Raw genomic sequence first — 17,829 nt, forward strand, 5'->3', positions numbered from 1 at the left:
GGTTAGCTGATATGTTGGGGCAGTACTACTGCCCCAGATAAAGTTTTTTTAGGTTGATTATTTAGTACCGAAAATCTTGTCTCCAGCGTCACCTAGGCCGGGCAATATATATCCCTTATCATTTAATTTATCATCGATTGCTGCAGTGTAAATGTCTACGTCTGGGTGAGCTTCTTGCACTGCTTGCAACCCTTCGGGGGCTGCCACTAAAAATAAGCCCATTATTTTTTTACAGCCTTTTTCTTTCAGCAAATCTATAGTGGCGATCAAGGTACCGCCTGTGGCTAACATTGGGTCGACTATTAGCGCCGTGCGTTGCTTGGTGTCTTTGACTACTTTATCGAAATAAGCCACAGGTTGCAGAGTCTCTTCATCTCTATACAGACCAACAACACTTATTTTGGCATTAGGGATAAGTCTTAATACGCCATCCAGCATACCGAGTCCGGCCCGCAGAATGGGCACAACGGTTATTTTCTTTCCTTTGATTTTTTGCGTATTGAGCGTTTTGCCATTCCAGCTCTCGATTTTGACTGTTTCGGTAGGCAAATCTCTGGTGGCCTCGTAGGTAAGCAAGTTGCCTACTTCACTAGCCAGCTCTCTGAAGTCCTTACTACTGATGCCTTTTTCGCGCATCAAGGCGAGTTTATGTTGAATTAAAGGATGTTGAATGGCTTTGACTGTCATTGTGGTGGTTTCCTAGTTGTAGGGTTGCTCTGGCTCAATTGTAACCCATGATTCAGTAAGTCAGGATAAAACTGTAGAAAGCTTGTCGCCAGTTGCTGTCTATTGTGAATGATAAATACTTGGGCTTGTTCAGCAAATTTTATTTTACCTTTCAAGCGTTTTTCGATGGAACAGAATGCTCGATAACAGGTTTCTTCGTGCTGATACTCTTTTAGCCATCTTGTAGAAATAAGTCGAGACGCTTGTTGAGTGTAATGAGGGTCGGGTAGTGAGAACGTTTCGAGTTCGGCATAAAACTGAGAAAATAATGATTGATAGCTCTGGGTTGAAAAGAGATGCCAGTGATTGAGCAATAAATGATCAAAGTAAATATCAATTATCACGCCCGCCATTCTGCGCAAATTTCTAGGAAATGCTTGTTTTAATTGGCGCACCAAAGGGTGTGAGTCGGTAAATTTATCTACGCCTCGATGCAGCCTAATACCTAGCTCAAGCTCACTTGGCAGATAAGCTAGATCACTACCCTTGACAAAGTCACCCAAAAAATTACCCAACAAGCTTGTCTGGGTGTGCTTAGCAATATGGATATGGGCTATGTAATTCATTAAAAACTCATCTGCTAATAAATTAAAACTACAAAAAACTAAAACTTTGCATTAATCTTCGCTGATTCGACCAGTATTTTGCTGTTAAATTCAGTTTACTCACTATAATGGACGGGATATTATATTTTTTGTGTGTTTACTATACAAAATAGTGCACAATCACTAGAAAGTATTTGCGTGAAGCAAATGAAAACAATTTTATCTATATGGCGATTTTGTGAATTTATTACTGATTAATGGTCCTAATTTAAATATGTTGGGCAAACGCGAGCCAGAAACTTATGGTTCTCAAAGTCTTGAGCAAATCAATACTGACATAGAGCAATACGCTAAGTCACTTGGTGTAACAATTAGTTTCGTGCAATCTAATGCGGAACATGTGTTAATTGATACGATTCATGATGCGTTTCAAAAAATTGATTTTATTGTAATAAATCCTAGCGCTTTCACTCATACAAGTGTTGCTTTGCGCGATGCTTTGCTTAGTGTAGCGATCCCTTTTATTGAAGTGCATCTGTCTAACGTACATGCAAGAGAGTCTTTTAGGCAGCACTCATATTTATCGGATGTTGCGCAAGGGGTTATTTGTGGCTTAGGTGCACAAGGATATAAATTTGCTATAGCGGCAGCTAAAAATTTATTAGACAACTAAATATCAACAACACTCAGTCGTTGATGAATTGATTAGAGAGAGAACAATGGATATACGTAAAATAAAAAAATTAATTGAGCTGGTAGAAGAATCTGGCATCTCTGAATTAGAAATTACCGAGGGTGAAGAATCAGTTCGAATCCATCGTGGTGGTGCTGCCAGTCAAATGGTTGCTGCTCCGGTACAATATGCTGCCCCTCAAGCTCCTGCTGCGCCAGCTCCAGTTGCTGCACCAGCTGCCGCTGAGCCCGCTGCTGCCCCTGCGATCGCTGGGCATATTTTGAGTTCTCCGATGGTTGGTACTTTTTACCGTTCATCTTCACCAGAAGCCAAGCCTTTTGTTGAAGTCGGGCAAAAAGTAAACGTGGGTGATACCTTGTGTATTATCGAAGCTATGAAAATGATGAATCAAATCGAAGCTGATAAAACTGGTGTTGTGACCCAAATTTTAGTCGACAATCAAGAGCCAGTAGAATTTGACCAACCTATGTTTGTGATTGAATAAAAGGCGTATGACTATGCTTAAAAAAGTTCTTATCGCAAACCGTGGTGAAATTGCATTACGTATTTTGCGTGCTTGTAAAGAGTTAGGTATTAAAACTGTGGCTGTTCACTCGACAGCTGATGAGTCTCTTAAACATGTACTGCTAGCCGATGAAACTATCTGTATTGGTAAAGCTTCGGCCACCGAAAGTTATCTAAATATTCCTCGTATTATTGCTGCAGCCGAAGTCACTGACGCAGATGCTATTCATCCTGGATATGGCTTTTTAGCGGAGAATGCAGACTTTGCAGACGCCATCGAAAAAAGCGGTTTTGTATTTATTGGCCCGAAAGCAGACACCATTAATTTAATGGGTGACAAAGTGTCAGCTATTAAATCTATGAAAGCGGCTGGTGTACCTTGTGTACCTGGTTCTGATGGACCATTAGGTTCTGATGAGGAGCGCAATAAAGAATTAGCTAGAGGTATTGGTTACCCGATTATTGTAAAAGCTGCAGGTGGTGGTGGTGGTCGTGGTATGCGTGTCGTTCGTAATGAAGGTGAATTGATTTCATCAATTGCTATGACCAAAAGTGAAGCCGGGGCAGCCTTTAATAATGATGTGGTATACATGGAGAAATTCCTTGAGAACCCACGCCATGTTGAGATCCAAGTACTAGCTGATGGCCAAGGCAATGCGATTCATTTAGGTGAGCGTGATTGTTCAATGCAGCGACGTCACCAAAAAGTGGTTGAAGAAGCACCTGCACTAGGGATCACCCCTGAAATGCGTGCAAAAATTGGTGCTAGATGTTGCCAAGCTTGTGTTGAAATTGGCTATCGAGGTGCTGGTACGTTTGAGTTCTTGTTTGAAAATGGCGAGTTCTATTTCATTGAAATGAACACACGTATCCAAGTTGAACATCCTGTATCAGAAATGATCACTGGTGTTGACTTGATCAAAGAACAATTGCGTATTGCTTCTGGACAGAAACTAACTATTAGCCAAGACGATATAGTGGTAAAAGGTTTTGCTATTGAGTGCCGTATTAATGCAGAAGACTCAAAAACCTTTATCCCAAGCCCAGGAAAAATCACTAAGTTTCATGCTCCAGGTGGCCTAGGTGTAAGATGGGATTCGCATATTTACGCCGGTTACTCGGTGCCGCCATATTATGATTCTATGATCGGCAAGTTAATCACTTATGGTGAAACCCGTGATGTGGCGATTGCCAGAATGCGTCATGCATTAGATGAGTTAGTGATTGGTGGAATTAAGACCAATATTGATCTACAAAAGAGCATTATGGCCGATGACGCTTTTGCTGCTGGTGGTGCTAACATTCATTACCTAGAGAAAAAACTAGGCTTGGCTGACCACTAACGTTTGAGTGTTTTCTATTGATTTAAAAAAGAGCTTTATTGCTCTTTTTTATGCGCCCAGTTTGGTCAAAACTGGGCGCATAACCCGCTACTTTTGAAAAGTCACATTGTGTGTATGAGTCGTTAATTCAAAAACAGCCCAGTATAGATTTCTACAATTATTAGCTTTTATCTAATGGTATACTCGGCCTAAAAATACACACAGACTTTTGAAATGCCTTGGATCCAACTGAAAATTAATCATCAAGCAGAATATGCCGAACAAATTGGCGATATGTTATCTGCTAATGGTGCGCAAGCGGTGACTTTTGTCGACGCTAAAGACACCCCTATGTATGAACCTAAACCCGGTGAAGTGATGTTATGGCCCGACACCCAAGTTGTAGGGTTATATGATGCCAGTCACGATATGCAACGAGTTATCTCTCAGCTAGAAAAATCGAAAATTCTGGGTAAGAACTTTAATCATAAATTAGATCAGCTAGAAGACAAAGACTGGGAAAGGGAGTGGATGGAAAACTTTCACCCCATGCAATTTGGTAAACGCTTGTGGATATGCCCTAGTTGGCGAGATGTACCTGACCCAACTGCGGTTAATGTAATGCTCGACCTAGGGCTTGCCTTTGGCACCGGAACGCACCCCACTACCAGTTTATGTTTAAGGTGGTTAGACAATTTGACATTGACGGAATCTTTGGTGGTCGACTTTGGTTGTGGCTCAGGTATTTTAGGTATAGCGGCTATTAAGTTAGGGGCCAAGCGTGTGGTGGGTATTGATATTGACCCGCAAGCTTTATTGGCTAGCCAAGACAACGCTAATCGTAACAATATTGGTGATTTGATCGAGCTGTATTTACCTCAAGACCAACCCCAGTTAGAGGCTGATGTAGTCTTGGCTAACATACTTGCTGCTCCACTACGTGAACTTAGAGAAGTGATTACCGCATATTGCAAACCTGGCGGCAAGCTAGTGTTGTCGGGAATTTTAGATAACCAAGCCGCAGAAATTAATGATCTTTATAGCCAAGACTTTGAGATGGAACCCATAGAAATAGATGGCGAGTGGGCTAGGGTATCGGGCGTTAGGCGGCACTGAATTGCTGAACAGTATCAAAACTGTTACTTACATTTATTTGGCTCCTGAGCCTTGGATTTTTTGTTAATATCAACAGCATATTGTTGTTCCCGTTATTTTGGAAATCAGATGTCAAAACGAATTATACGTATTGCTACCCGAAAAAGTGCACTTGCTTTGTGGCAGGCAGAGTATGTAAAAACTGCATTACTGAAGGCTCACACAGACATACAAGTCGAACTAGTGCCCATGAGTACCCAAGGGGATATTATCCTAGATACACCCTTAGCCAAAATTGGTGGTAAAGGCTTATTTATTAAAGAGTTAGAAGTGGCCATGACCGAAGGCAGAGCAGATATTGCAGTGCATTCAATGAAAGACGTACCGGTTGCCTTTCCAGACGGCTTTGGTTTGCATGCTATTTGTGAAAGAGAAAATCCCTTTGATGCTTTTGTCTCGAACAACTTTGCTAGCTTAAGCGAGCTTCCACAGAATGCAGTGGTAGGTACTTCAAGCCTTAGGCGTCAATGCCAGTTACGTAAACTTAGGCCTGATTTAGTCATTAAAGACTTGCGCGGCAATGTGAATACTCGATTGGCTAAGCTAGATGCTGGTGAATACGATGGGATTGTGTTGGCTGCTGCAGGCTTAATCCGTTTAGGTATGTTAGAGCGCATTACTCACGAAATTCCTTACGATGTGTCTTTGCCTGCCGTAGGACAAGGGGCCGTAGGTATTGAATGTCGCAATGACGATGCTGAATTAATTGCTTTGCTAGCACCACTAAATCATCTTGAAACGTCTATCCGTGTACGAGCTGAGCGCGCAATGAACGCCAAGCTAAATGGCGGATGCCAAGTGCCCATAGGTAGTTTTGCGGTACTTAACAATGGCCAAGTTAGCCTGAAAGGTCTAGTAGGTTCGGTAGATGGTCAAACTCTCTTGTATGCAGAACAAACAGGCAGTACTGAGCAAGCTGAGTTAATTGGCGAGCAAGTAGCTGAGCAATTGTTGGCGCAAGGAGCAGGAGAAATATTGGCTGCTTTACATGACTAACCGCGAGCTAAGGTGCTAAGTGATGTATTTACTGCTAAGGCCACAAACTAAATGCCAATCTAGTGCGGTAGCATTTAAACAAGCAGGTTTAAATGCTGTAGCCTGTGGTCTGATAGATACTGTCCTAGATCAAGCTGCTGTAGCGCAATTACCAGATAAAATTAGAACCTTAAGCACCTCATCGTTCTCTCAACATTTAATTTTAGTCACAAGTACCGTGGCGGCTGAACAATGCGCATTGCTTAAACAGCTATGGCCAACCAATTGTGTGTTTTTTGCCGTAGGCGCGAGTACAGGGCAAATACTAGCTGAAAGTGGCATCGCGGCCATAGTACCTAAAGAGGCACGAACCGAAGGTTTATTGGCTTTGCCTGAACTTAATAATATCGATTCTAGTAGTGTTGTTATTATGAAAGGTTATGGGGGCCGCGAGTTATTGCGCCATACGCTTTCATCCAGAGCTGCACTTGTGCAAGAATGGGAAGTATACAAAAGACAACGCCTTACCAAACCTTTGTCGACACAAGACTGGCAAGCGAGTCAAATTAGTTGCATTATTGCTACGAGTGGCGAAGTCATTCAAGCTGCGTTTGCTCATTTTGAGTCAACTTGGCTAACCCAACTAAAGTGGATAGTAGTGAGTGAGCGGATTGCTCGCATTGCCTCTACACTGGGAATTAAACAAATAGAAATTAGCCGTGATGCTAGCGATCAGGCACTTATCCAATGCGCACAAAACATGATGTTGCGCTAGACATTCTTTGGAGCTTTAAATGGCAGATAGTCAGGACAAATTAACCCCAGCAGATCAAAAAAAATTAGCTGAGTTGGAGCAGCAAGTAGCCAAAGATAAATCATCTGATAAGGCCCAAAGTGAGCAACCATCTTTAGCTACGAAAAAAGAAACAGTCAGTAAAGCCAGGGCGCCTGATAAACCTAGTCAGCCAACTAGAACAAGTAATATTGCGAGTAATTCTGCACAAAGAAAATCAAGCAAAGAAGTGAAAACTGGCCCCTTATGGTTTTTTACGGTGATTAATTTACTGTTGCTCATAGGCGTGTTTACTGCGGGTTATTGGTTGTGGATGCAATGGCAAACTCAGAACCAACAACAAAAGGATATGCTCGTCAGCCAACAAAATGAAGTGCTGGGCCAGCAAGCTCGAATCGATCAGTCTTTGTCCAAGGCTGAGGCGACTGAAAACTCACTCTTTAAACAAAACCAAGCGCTACAAACGAGTATGCACAGTGTAATTGAGCAGTTACAAGTCACCAGCGAACAGGTCAGAGTAAATCGGCAAAACTTGGCTGACGTGTCGGGTCGCCGACCTTCTGATTGGCTATTAGCCGAAGCTGACTACTTAGTGCGCATGGCGGGTAGAAAACTGTGGCTAGAAAACGATGTAAAAACGGCCATCATGATGCTGCAATCGGCCGATACGCGTTTGCAAGACCTAGATGATCCGAGTTTATTGCCAATTCGTGAAAACCTTGCGGTCGATATGCAAACCTTACAGCAAGTTAATCAAGTCTCTATTGATTCAATTGCTCTGTCGATTGGAGCACTAGCCCAACAAGTCGATACCTTACCTTTAGCCTTTTTTAAAAAACCAACTATTGAGAATGAGCATAGTCCAACGAGTGAAGAGGGCGACTGGCGATCTAACCTAGCACGGAATTGGCAACAAGTGACTCAAGACTTTTTTAGTGTAAAACGCAAAACCGCCGAAATTAAACCTTTTATGTCAGATCAAGAACAGTGGTTGTCAAAGGAGCAATTAAGGTTTGCCTTGTTACAAGCGCAAGTGGCCGTATTACGTGAGAATGAAGCTTTATTTCAGCAGTCTTTGCAAGCGGCAAGTGATTTGTCCACCGAGTACTTTGATGTACAACAAGACGTGGTACAACAATTTGCAGAAAGAATAGCAGCCTTGCAAACCACAAATATTCAGCGGGTTTACCCAGAGCAGTTTGCTGCTGCTCCTTTATTGCAAGATGTGATTGAGCGCCGTTTAGACAGTCGCTTTATCACTCGGGAGCCAGAGACAACTGAGGCAATACAACCATGATTAGAATTTTCGTTGTTTTAGTCTTATTGCTGATCGCCCTTATGGTGGGCGCAATGGTGTTTGATGACCGCGGATACGTATTCGTGGAATTTAGCGGTTGGGTTGTGGAAATGAACGTATTTTCATTGGCTATTTCGCTAATCTTTATTTTTGTCGGTTTTATGTTTTTAAACTGGTTGGTGAAAACCTGTTTACGAGCGGCGAGTGGGTCACGTAACTGGCTAGGAAATTGGGGATCTCGGAAAAAACAAAAGGCCTTCACTGGTGGCTTGATAGCCTTAGCCGAAACTAACTATCTAGAGGCGCAAAGCCATTTTCATAAAATTGAAAATGAAGATTTTGATGGCATCAATCTATTAGCCGCAGCCGAAACAGAAATGCAGCTAGGCCAGCCACAAAAGGCGCAAGAATATTGGCGTATGGCCAGCACTTATGACAAATCAGCGCTAGCCGCCAATCTTTGTTTAATACGTCATGCGTTGGGACTACAACACAATGAAGAAGCGTTAACGTTAATCGACGAGCTTAGCAGTAAGCAAAAAGAGCAGCCGGTCGTGATTAAAGTGTGGGCGCAGGCGTTGGCCCAAGCAGGAAAGTGGCAGACGCTTAAAGATAAACTTAAAGGTTGGAAAAAATCCTTAGGCGAAGATTACCCCGTGTTAATGCAACGCGCTTCAAAAGGCAGTTTTGCCGAGATTGCAAGTAAACAAGGGGCGGTTGAACTCAAACAGAACTGGTTAGCTCAACCTAGAGCGACTCGCAAAGATCCGGCGCAACAAGCCGCCTATATTCAGCAGCTAATTGATCAGGGTATGTATTCTGACGCCGAGCAAAGTTTGGTGGAGTTACAAAAATCAGGGCCGGTTCCACAGTTAGTGCCTTTGTTTAAACACATTAAATTACCTAACCCTACTGCTTCTATTCGTTTATTAGAGAGCTGGCTAAAACGAGATGACTTGAATGTTGATTTGTTGTCTGCCTTAGCTCATGTAGCAAATGCTTCTGGTGACAAAGTTCTGGCCGAAAAAGCCTTGGGTAAGGCCATTAAATTAGCCAGTCGCCAAGAAGATTTGCTATTAATGGCAGAGATTAAAGAATCGCAACATGACGATAATCAAGCGCTGCAATTATACAAGCAGAGCTTGGCACAACAACCAAGGTAAAATAGTAGTGAAGTTATTTTGTATTTTATTGTTAGCGTATGTTGGCCTCGTTCAAGCTGGTAATGCTAAAGCACCTTCCTCTGCGGCTTTTGAACTCATTACCCTAGGTGATAGTGGTGGTATTCAAGACGGTAATCTAAGTGCGTTTTTGCTTAGATCGCTAACCGAAAACAACTATATTGCCCTCGATGCAGGCTCGATAGTTAATGGTATTGACGTGGCGCTAGAACACAATGCTTTTGCTAAACTGGCCATAGCTAACGACCCTGAATGGCATACCAATGGCACTATTTTACGTCAGCATGTTAAAGGTTATTTTATCAGTCATGGACATTTAGACCACACGGCTGGCATGTTGATATCGTCCCCCCAAGATAGTAGTAAGCCCATTTATGCATTGCCGTCAGTGCATCAAACTATGTTGGACACCTACTTTAATTGGCAGGCCTGGGCAAATTTCACAGATAGAGGCATAAAGCCTCAGCTCAAAAAGTACCAACTGATTGACCTTATGCCTAAGCAAACCCTTGCCATAAAAGATACCTCGTTAAATGTCACTGCTATGAGCCTGAGTCACCCATTAGAGTCGGCGGTGTTTATTATTGAAAAGGGCGATGACCTATTTGTTTATTTTGGTGATACAGGGCCAGATGCTGTCGAAAAACAAGGGAAGTTAAAAGCCGTATGGCAATATTTAGCGCAGCAGCTTAAAAGCAAAACTCTACGGGCTATGGTAATAGAAGTCTCATTTGACAATCAAAGGCCAAATAACCTGCTGTTTGGCCACTTAACCCCAAAGTGGTTAATGACCGAACTTAATCAATTTAATTCTTTGTTAGCGACGACAACCGATAAAGACACGCCCCTGCAAGGTGCCCAAATAGTGATCAGTCACATTAAGTACAGCTTAGCCAAAGGCCCCGATCCCAGAATAGTGATTAAACAACAGCTTGAGCAAGCGAATAACTTGGGTATTAAGTTCATCTTAGCGAAACAAGGGCAAAGATTAGAGTTCTAAGTAATACTCACTTATCAAAAAATCATGGCTCAGGCTGAGTTCATATTAGGCTTAATCTTGGGACGTAACTTGTATGCATTCAATGTCATCAAAGATGTTGATACCCACTATGGTTTTGTTTTTTACAGATGCTACGCTGGGACTCAGGTTATTCACAAAATTAGAGTTGGTATAATTCAAATATAACCTCAATGAATTATTAATATTGACTCAGAAGTATCTGATAGTATCTTAGCAAGTAAGTAATCGATCAGAGCGGACCTGAACTAACTTGAAACTCAAACGTTTAAACATAACTTATCGGCTTATTCTATTTTTTTAGTTTTACCGTTAAATGCTTTGAGTGCAGAAAGCGATAAATTGCAATTTTCTGGCTTCAGTCGTGTAATTTTAGGTTACCTAGACGACAAGAATGCAGAATACATAGGTTACGGCAATAGTGTCAGCGCAAGTCAACAATCACTATTAGGACTACAGGCGGACTACCGATTTAATCAAGATTTGTCATTTACTGGACAAGTTATTGGGCACACCGGTGAATTACGTTTATCGGGGGTCGAGTGGCTTTATTTCACTTATACACCAACTAATGCATTGCGAATTAAGTTGGGCAAACAACGCATTCCTTTCTTCAATTACAGTGATAGCTTGGACGTGGGGTTTGCGTATCCTTGGTTAACACTGCCTCAACAGTTTTACGATACTGTTTTCTTTTCCACCTTCGAAGGAATATTAGCCAACTATGAATGGGTGATTGATGATTGGGTTATCGATTTTGAAGGGTATTGGGGACGTTATGACGATAAAATTTATTTGGCGAGCGGGGAAATAGATACCAAAGTCACTGGGCTATTCGGTGGCAGTACAGGTTTTATGTACCAAAATTGGTCTTTTAGTGCGGCGTATAACCAAGGTAATGCCCACTTATTTCTGCCAGAGGTTATAGAATTTACCGATGTATTAAACCAGTATGGTTTTACTCAAAATGCCAATTGGTTAAATGGTGATGGGCTGATGCATTTTTATCAACTTAGCCTAAATTATGAGAACTTAGATTATTTTTTTCGAAGTGAAATGGCAAAGATGAAAGGGGAAAGCGGTCCAGTACCTGATATTGACAGTTTTTACCTGTCAGCAGGCTATAATTTCTCTTCATTTACCTTGTATATTTCTTATAGTGAACGAGATGTTTATTTCGAGCATTTGGCGAGTCTAATACCTCTTGGTGTGTCTGATGAGTTGAATATTTTGGCAGCAGCTTATGAGTCGATAATTGGTGGTTTTCCCGATGACAAAACGACAGGGACGAAAATTGGTCTTCGCTGGGATTGGCAATACAATATTGCCTTAAAAGCCGAGTTGACCTTAATCGAAGCAGATAAAGTGAGCAATGATTTTGCTTTACAGGACTTAGGCGGTTTCGATAATAGTGCCCTGCTGTATCAATTGGGCCTAGAGTGGGTGTTTTAATGAAAAAACTAAGTTTGTTGATTATTGTTATTTTTAGTTGTTGGAGCTCAATAACCCACGCCCAAGACAGCATCATAGTTGTGGGCAACACCGCTGACAAATCTATTCAACTTAATCGTTCGCAGGTGCGTAATTTATTCATGGGAGGGAGTTTACCTTATGATTTAGTTGCCATCTCACTACCTCCAGAAAACCAAACTCGTGTGCTTTTTAATACCAAAGTGGTCGGTTTGACTGAGTCTCGAATTCAATCTTATTGGGCGCAAATGCGCTTCACTGGACGTAAAACAAAGCCTAAAGAGGTAGGTAACGTGGAATTAGTATTGGATTATCTTAAAAATAATGAAGGAGCTGTTGGCTATTTACCTGCTGGGATCGCTTTACCAGAACCCTTAACCGTGTTGTATTCTACCCGCTAATATTGCTCAGTGATTACTTGCAAAAAAATTTGACAAAAAACTGCTTTATAGTAATTTGACAGTTAACCTCTTTTTCAAACATATATTAGTCACTCTATTAAAACGTCAATGTCTCGATTTTCTCTGGCTATTATTGTTACCTGCGCGGTAGCAATGTTTTGTTCGCCGGCTGTTTATGCTAACTCAGAAAGCAATGTGCAATTTTCAGGTTTTGCCAGAGTTGTCGCAGGTTACTTGGACGATGATAGTGGGAGATATCTGGGCTATAAAAATAGTGTCAGTTTAGATAAACAGTCGTTGTTAGGTCTTCAGTTAGACTATCAATTTACAAATGAGTTAGGCATTACTGCTCAGGTGATAGGTCGAACAGCCGATACTGAAGATTCCGGCATAGAGTGGTTATATTTAACCTACAGTCCACATAAATCCCTTAAATTCAAACTAGGTAGACAGCGCACGCCGGTGTTTAGTTACAGCGATTTCTCTGATGTTGGGTTTGCGTATAATTGGGTGACTTTGCCTCAGCAAGTATATCGCCAATTTATGTTGCCCAATTACGATGGATTGCATAGCCAGTATGATTATGTTGGGAAAAATATCTCTCTTAGTATGGAGGCATATATTGGCGGCCTAGAGAGGGATTACGACGATTTCGGTCAAGATATTAATGTAGATGTTGATAATTTTAAGGGCCTTGTTGGCACGCTAGGCTATAACAATTGGACATTTAGAGCGTCGTTACACCTAGGCGATATCGATATAAATATAGCTGAATTAGATAATTTCAGTGATACGCTTAATCTCGCCGGTTTTGCTCAAAGCGCTAATTCATTGTCTAACGAAGGCAAAGGAGAATTTTATCAATTTAGTGCTTTTTATGAAGACATCGATTATTTTTTCAGAACCGAACTTACCAAACTTAACACCGAATTGTTTTATGCGCCAGATACCAATGGTTACTTTGTTTCTGGTGGATTGAACTTTTATCCATTCTCTGTTCATCTCTCATTCGCTAGAGATACTAGTCGCTACAATGAGTACCTTTCGGAAATTCCCATTGGCGTCAATGAACAACTAGATCAATTGGCATACGGTTATCAAGCTATAGTGGGACAACTACACAACAATAGCACTGTCAGTTACACATTAGGGGGAAGATGGGATTGGCAAGATAATTTAGCTTTTAAAGTAGAAGCAACTTTATTAAAAGAGCGAGACGGGTATCAAGGACTATTTACTACTAGGAAGAGCGACTTTGATGGTGAAGCTATGTTGTATCAACTCGCTTTAGAGTGGGTGTTCTAATGAAAGTAGCATTTTTCTTTATCTCCCTGTTATTTTTTACACAGCACACCTTAGCTGACGACAAGGCTATTATGGTGATAGCCAATACGCAGAATGCTGATATACAACTGACCCGACAACAAGTACGAAACTTGTTTATGGGTGGGGTGCTTTCTTATGATTTTGTACCTATAGCTTTACCAACAGATAACCAAGCCCGTGTGTTATTTAATACTAAGGTTGTTGGGTTAACAGAATCAAGAATTCAATCCTACTGGGCGCAGATGCGTTTCACTGGTCGTAAGAAGCCTCCTCTAGAGCTGCAAAATGAGCGCTTGGTAATTGAGTATGTTATGAATAATCAAGGAGCTGTGTGTTATTTACCTGCTGATGTGCCCTTACCAGAAGGCTTAACTGTTTTATATACTTCACATTGAGCAGCAGTTAGTCCCAACCCTGTATCTAATACCATTTCGCCAGTGGCAATTCCCAGACAAAAGGCTTTGATACTCGGTCTATGTGTAGTATTTTTATGCCCAATAGAGTTCCTCACTCCCAAAAATAGCTCATTATCATCACAATGCTTAAAGTTCGACGTTTTACCCTTGTTCGGTTTTTGTTTTTACTTAGTTGCACTTCCATTGCTCAAGCGCAAGACGAAAATGAATTTCAGTTTTCTGGCTTTGCTCGTGTCATCATGGGGCATTTAGACGATTCAAATGCAGAATATGTCGGTTATGGAAATAGCCTGAGTATTGATCAACAGTCACTGTTAGGTTTTCAAGCTGATTATATTGTCAATGAACGTCTATCTTTTAGTGCCCAGATGGTCGGTTATACAGAACAGCAGCGTCATTCAGGTTTGGAATGGTTATATGTTACCTATACGCCCAATAATGCGCTACAAGTCAAACTAGGCCGCCAACGCATTCCATTTTTTAACTACAGTGATAGTCTGGACATTGGCTTTGCTTACCCATGGCTAACCCTACCCCAGCAATTTTACGACTCCGCTTTTTTTCTACCTTTGATGGTGTGTTAGCCACTTATCAATTTATGTATAAAGACTGGTTGGTAGCCTATGAAGGGTATTGGGGGCGGTTCGACGATAAAATTTATTTGGCTAGTCAAGAAATAGCGACTAAGGTCATTGGTCTGTTTGGTATGAATACTAGTATTACCTATCAAAATTTAACCCTTCGCGCTTCGTTTAACCAAGGAGACGCAAGTATTGAGCAAGATGAAGCGGCAGAGTTTAGTCAGTATTTACGGCAATTGGGTTTTACAGATAATGCTGATTGGTTAAACGCAAATGGGATGATTCGTTTTTATCAATTGAGCGCTAACTACGATCACTTAAATTATTTTATTCGTACCGAGCTTGGTAAAATGGTGGGTGAAGGGGGCTTAGTGGCTGACATCGATAGCTTTTATATTACCCTAGGGTACAACTTCTACCCCTACACAGCCTATGTTTCTTATAGCAAAAAAGACCTGTATTTCGAGCACCCAGCAAGCCAAATCCCAATTGGGGTATCCCCTGATCTGGATGTGTTAGCTGCCACTTATCAAGGAGTGCTCGCGGCATTTCCAGATGATAGAGCAAATGCTAGTAAAATGGGTGTTCGCTGGGACTATTTGGCTAACTTAGCCTTGAAAGCTGAAGTGACTTTTGTTGAGGCTGATGAACAAATTAGTAACGATTATGCTGTCAAAGATTTGGGTGATTTTGACGGTCACGCAATCTTGTACCAAGTTGGCGTTGAATGGGTATTTTGATGAATAAACACCTAGTATTTTTATTCATATTCTTGGCCGGGATTAACAGCGCCACAGGGGCGGATGGAATTGTAGTGGTGGCCAATATCAAAAACAAAACTATGCAACTCACCCGTCAAGAAGTAAGAAATTTGTTCATGGGCGGTGCCATTCCCTATCAGCTAAAAGCTATCGCTTTACCCGCAAATAATCGCACTAGGGTGTTTTTTAATACGAAAGTTGTTGGGTTAACTGAATCAAGAGTTCAATCTTATTGGGCGCAAATGCGCTTCACTGGTCGTAAAAAGCCCCCAAAAGAAATAAAAAGTGAAAAGTTGTTACTGGGATATTTAATTGACAATGAAGGAGCGGTAGGGTATTTGCCCGCCAGTACACCACTGCCAGCGAGCCTATCTGTGCTATATACCAGTAACTAACCCTTGAGTAATTCTTCTAAACTGACAGGTTTGGCAAAAAAGTACCCTTGCAATTGGTGACAGCCATTGGCTAATAAGAAATCAGCTTGCTCTCGTGTTTCTACGCCTTCTGCGCAGATTTTTAGGTTTAACTGTTTCGCCATTTCAATAATTGTTTTAGTGACTAAGGTACTTCTTTTCGAAACATTTAAGTTGTCTACAAATTGTTTGTCAATTTTCAGAGTGTTTAAGTCAATTTGGGTTAAATACCCCAGTGATGAATAGCCCGCACCAAAATCATCAAGAGCGATAGAGCAACCCATTTGACGCAATTGAGTCAAAAATCCATTAGCAGCATCGAAGTTTTCTAGGTAAGCCGATTCTGTTACTTCAAATTCTATATGTTTGGTATCAATTTTATATAAAGTAAACATCTCTTTTATATAACCCACTAGAGATGCATTTTTTATATCATGGGCCGACAAATTTAAAGAAACCACTACATCATTTTTTTGTACTGCGAGAATTTGCTCAAACTCCATGCATACTCTTTTAATCACCCACTTAGTGATTTGTAGTATTTTCCCGCTTTGCTCGGCTATTGGAATAAACTCTGCTGGAGATACAACGCCGAGCGCGGCACTGCGCCAGCGTATCAGAGCTTCGTAGCCTACTACTACTTCATCGGCGTCAACTTTTCCTTGGTAATGAATGCTAAATTCATCGTGTTTAATCGCACTGGCTATCGAATTGGCGATGAGTAGTCGACGCTTGTTATCTTCCATCATTTCTGGCACGAATATAGTGTGTGAGCTTCGTTCGGCCATTTTAGAGCGGTACATCGCAATATCTGCATTGCTGACAAATTCGCTGACATTAAAGTTTGAATCACTGGCCCGAGCTATGCCAATACTCACCCCAATTTGAATTTCCCAGGACTGAATGTGAAAAGGTTTGTTCAAATCACCTACTAGGCGTTCAGATATTTGAAATAGCTCCAGTTCGTTTGGTTCATTATGTAATAGAATAAGAAACTCGTCACCGCCCAAACGTGAAATAAGATCACCGTTCCGTAAAATTTTCTTGCTGCGACGACAAACCTCCATTAGTACTGCGTCTCCTATTTCATGACCGAATGAGTCATTTACCCCTTTAAAGCCATCGAGATCAAAATACATTAACACCAAGGTTTTTATCAGCACGTTCAGCTTTGGCCAGTTCTAGCCTTAGGTTTTCCATGAAAAACTGGCGGTTAGGTAAGCCGGTTAAGCCGTCAAAGTTGGCTAGTCGCTCCATCGCCTTTTGTTGTTCCATCAGTTTTTCGGTGTATTCTTTATTCTTTTGGGTTTCTTGATTGATGGTTTCCATCATCAAACTTAAATCTTTACTTAAGGAAGATACCTCTTCTTTGCCTCTAATCTCGATTTTTAAAGAATAATCATTTGTTTTCTGAATTTTTTGCGCTAGTCGAGATAAGCTACTCAAAGGTTTAAACAACCTTCCTTGGATCCAAAATAGAATAAAAATAAATACGATTAACACAATTAAGGTCAAGGGTAATACTTGCTTAAGAAGGCTGAGCTTGCTTTTATTCAATGGGCCACTTGAATCGTGTACAATAATCAAATATCCAAGGGGTAATCGTTTATCACCAACGAGTTTTATCGCAATTAACTCATCATTGTGGACATAAACCCCAGAGTCTTTTCCCTTAAACTCATCTAGTTGTGTCGCTGTGGTAGAGGTGTTTTTAGCGTAGGCTACGCCATGATAGTTCTGTAGAATTTTCCACTTGTTGTCAAAAATATACGCGTATTTTACATTGTCGTATCGGTCCAAACGTAGAAGCAAAGTTGCTAGTTCAAAGTCATCTGGTTGGATGGCTAAAAGAGGCACCAAATCACTAGACATATTCTCAGATAATGCGTCTAGATCACCTTTCACTGATTCAAAATACAACTGTTCATGCACTTTGATTGATAAAAAAAGAATAGTTAAGCTAACAATACAGATCGCTAAAGCCGATATAGAAGATGTAGTATTTTTAATTGTTTTAAATAGCATTACTTTCCCTAAGCTAATTAGCCCACGCTACATTTAATTGACATCGCAACCTTTGTTCACGAGTTCATTATTTTGAAACAACCTATTAAAAATGCATAATAACAATTCTGAGTAATTTAGTCTTTCCTTTGTTGGCATCTAAATCGAGTAAGTTTGACATGTTGCTAGTGAAATTACCCGCTAGCTCACGCGGATAATTCCACACAAAAATTAATTCGTACTTTAA

The 17,829-nt window shown here is 41.1% G+C and carries 16 protein-coding genes and 2 pseudogenes; 15 read left to right on the top strand and 3 right to left on the bottom strand.

The features are described from left to right. Positions 1 to 57: 57 nt before the first annotated feature. Together upp and RS130_RS05745 are read right to left on the bottom strand one after the other, a co-directional pair. The gene (upp, locus tag RS130_RS05740) at positions 58 to 687 is read right to left on the bottom strand and encodes a uracil phosphoribosyltransferase (protein ID WP_316025162.1); all 630 of its coding nucleotides are present in this window, start codon (positions 685 to 687) and stop codon (positions 58 to 60) included. Beyond that, positions 684 to 1,292 carry an acyl carrier protein phosphodiesterase gene (locus RS130_RS05745; protein ID WP_316025163.1) on the bottom strand — a complete coding sequence of 203 codons (609 nt, stop codon included), beginning with the start codon at positions 1,290 to 1,292 and terminating at the stop codon, positions 684 to 686. Before RS130_RS05745 ends, upp begins: the two co-directional genes overlap by 4 nt. 217 nt (positions 1,293 to 1,509) lie before the next feature. On the opposite strand from RS130_RS05745, the gene aroQ reads away from it, so the two are divergent. From aroQ to RS130_RS05820, 15 genes and pseudogenes are all read left to right on the top strand, one after another. Further along, complete coding sequence (gene aroQ, locus RS130_RS05750; RefSeq protein WP_316025164.1) at positions 1,510 to 1,944, top strand: type II 3-dehydroquinate dehydratase; 435 nt, start codon at positions 1,510 to 1,512, stop codon at positions 1,942 to 1,944. Positions 1,945 to 1,990: 46 nt separating this feature from the next. Further along, on the top strand, positions 1,991 to 2,449 hold the full coding sequence (accB, locus tag RS130_RS05755) for an acetyl-CoA carboxylase biotin carboxyl carrier protein (protein ID WP_316025165.1): 459 nt from the start codon (positions 1,991 to 1,993) through the stop codon (positions 2,447 to 2,449). Between the two features lie 13 nt (positions 2,450 to 2,462). Next, entirely contained in the window at positions 2,463 to 3,812 is a 1,350-nt protein-coding gene (accC, locus tag RS130_RS05760; protein ID WP_316025166.1) for an acetyl-CoA carboxylase biotin carboxylase subunit, read from the top strand. A gap of 213 nt (positions 3,813 to 4,025) precedes the next feature. Then, positions 4,026 to 4,907 (top strand): 50S ribosomal protein L11 methyltransferase, encoded by an 882-nt coding sequence (gene prmA / locus RS130_RS05765; RefSeq protein WP_316025167.1) that lies wholly within the window; start codon positions 4,026 to 4,028, stop codon positions 4,905 to 4,907. 108 nt (positions 4,908 to 5,015) lie between these two features. After that, on the top strand, positions 5,016 to 5,942 hold the full coding sequence (gene hemC, locus RS130_RS05770; protein ID WP_316025168.1) for a hydroxymethylbilane synthase: 927 nt from the start codon (positions 5,016 to 5,018) through the stop codon (positions 5,940 to 5,942). 22 nt (positions 5,943 to 5,964) lie between these two features. Further along, the gene (locus RS130_RS05775) at positions 5,965 to 6,696 is read left to right on the top strand and encodes a uroporphyrinogen-III synthase (protein WP_316025169.1); all 732 of its coding nucleotides are present in this window, start codon (positions 5,965 to 5,967) and stop codon (positions 6,694 to 6,696) included. A 19-nt stretch (positions 6,697 to 6,715) separates the two neighbouring features. Then, positions 6,716 to 8,011 (top strand): uroporphyrinogen-III C-methyltransferase, encoded by a 1,296-nt coding sequence (locus RS130_RS05780; protein ID WP_316025170.1) that lies wholly within the window; start codon positions 6,716 to 6,718, stop codon positions 8,009 to 8,011. After that, positions 8,008 to 9,174 (top strand): heme biosynthesis HemY N-terminal domain-containing protein, encoded by a 1,167-nt coding sequence (locus RS130_RS05785; RefSeq protein WP_316025171.1) that lies wholly within the window; start codon positions 8,008 to 8,010, stop codon positions 9,172 to 9,174. Before RS130_RS05780 ends, RS130_RS05785 begins: the two co-directional genes overlap by 4 nt. Positions 9,175 to 9,181: 7 nt before the next feature. Continuing rightward, positions 9,182 to 10,192 carry an MBL fold metallo-hydrolase gene (locus RS130_RS05790; RefSeq protein WP_428982735.1) on the top strand — a complete coding sequence of 337 codons (1,011 nt, stop codon included), beginning with the start codon at positions 9,182 to 9,184 and terminating at the stop codon, positions 10,190 to 10,192. A gap of 312 nt (positions 10,193 to 10,504) precedes the next feature. Continuing rightward, positions 10,505 to 11,662, top strand: coding sequence for a hypothetical protein (locus RS130_RS05795; RefSeq protein ID WP_316027982.1), 1,158 nt, complete (start codon positions 10,505 to 10,507; stop codon positions 11,660 to 11,662). Next, the gene (locus RS130_RS05800) at positions 11,662 to 12,081 is read left to right on the top strand and encodes a hypothetical protein (RefSeq protein WP_316025172.1); all 420 of its coding nucleotides are present in this window, start codon (positions 11,662 to 11,664) and stop codon (positions 12,079 to 12,081) included. Before RS130_RS05795 ends, RS130_RS05800 begins: the two co-directional genes overlap by 1 nt. A gap of 108 nt (positions 12,082 to 12,189) precedes the next feature. After that, positions 12,190 to 13,386: a hypothetical protein gene (locus tag RS130_RS05805; RefSeq protein ID WP_316025173.1), complete on the top strand. Its 1,197-nt coding sequence runs from the start codon at positions 12,190 to 12,192 to the stop codon at positions 13,384 to 13,386. After that, the gene (locus RS130_RS05810) at positions 13,386 to 13,802 is read left to right on the top strand and encodes a hypothetical protein (protein WP_316025174.1); all 417 of its coding nucleotides are present in this window, start codon (positions 13,386 to 13,388) and stop codon (positions 13,800 to 13,802) included. Before RS130_RS05805 ends, RS130_RS05810 begins: the two co-directional genes overlap by 1 nt. 143 nt (positions 13,803 to 13,945) lie before the next feature. Next, positions 13,946 to 15,144 (top strand): annotated as a pseudogene (locus tag RS130_RS05815) (hypothetical protein). Beyond that, complete coding sequence (locus RS130_RS05820) at positions 15,144 to 15,560, top strand: hypothetical protein (protein WP_316025175.1); 417 nt, start codon at positions 15,144 to 15,146, stop codon at positions 15,558 to 15,560. The pseudogene RS130_RS05815 and the gene RS130_RS05820 overlap by 1 nt, the downstream one beginning before the upstream one ends. Here the strand turns inward: RS130_RS05820 and RS130_RS23685 are convergent. Next, a pseudogene (locus RS130_RS23685) lies at positions 15,557 to 17,603 on the bottom strand (EAL domain-containing protein). The gene RS130_RS05820 and the pseudogene RS130_RS23685 overlap by 4 nt on opposite strands. Positions 17,604 to 17,829: the final 226 nt, after the last annotated feature.

Source organism: Paraglaciecola aquimarina (assembly GCF_032464635.1).
GTDB classification, from domain to species: Bacteria; Pseudomonadota; Gammaproteobacteria; order Enterobacterales; family Alteromonadaceae; genus Paraglaciecola; species Paraglaciecola aquimarina.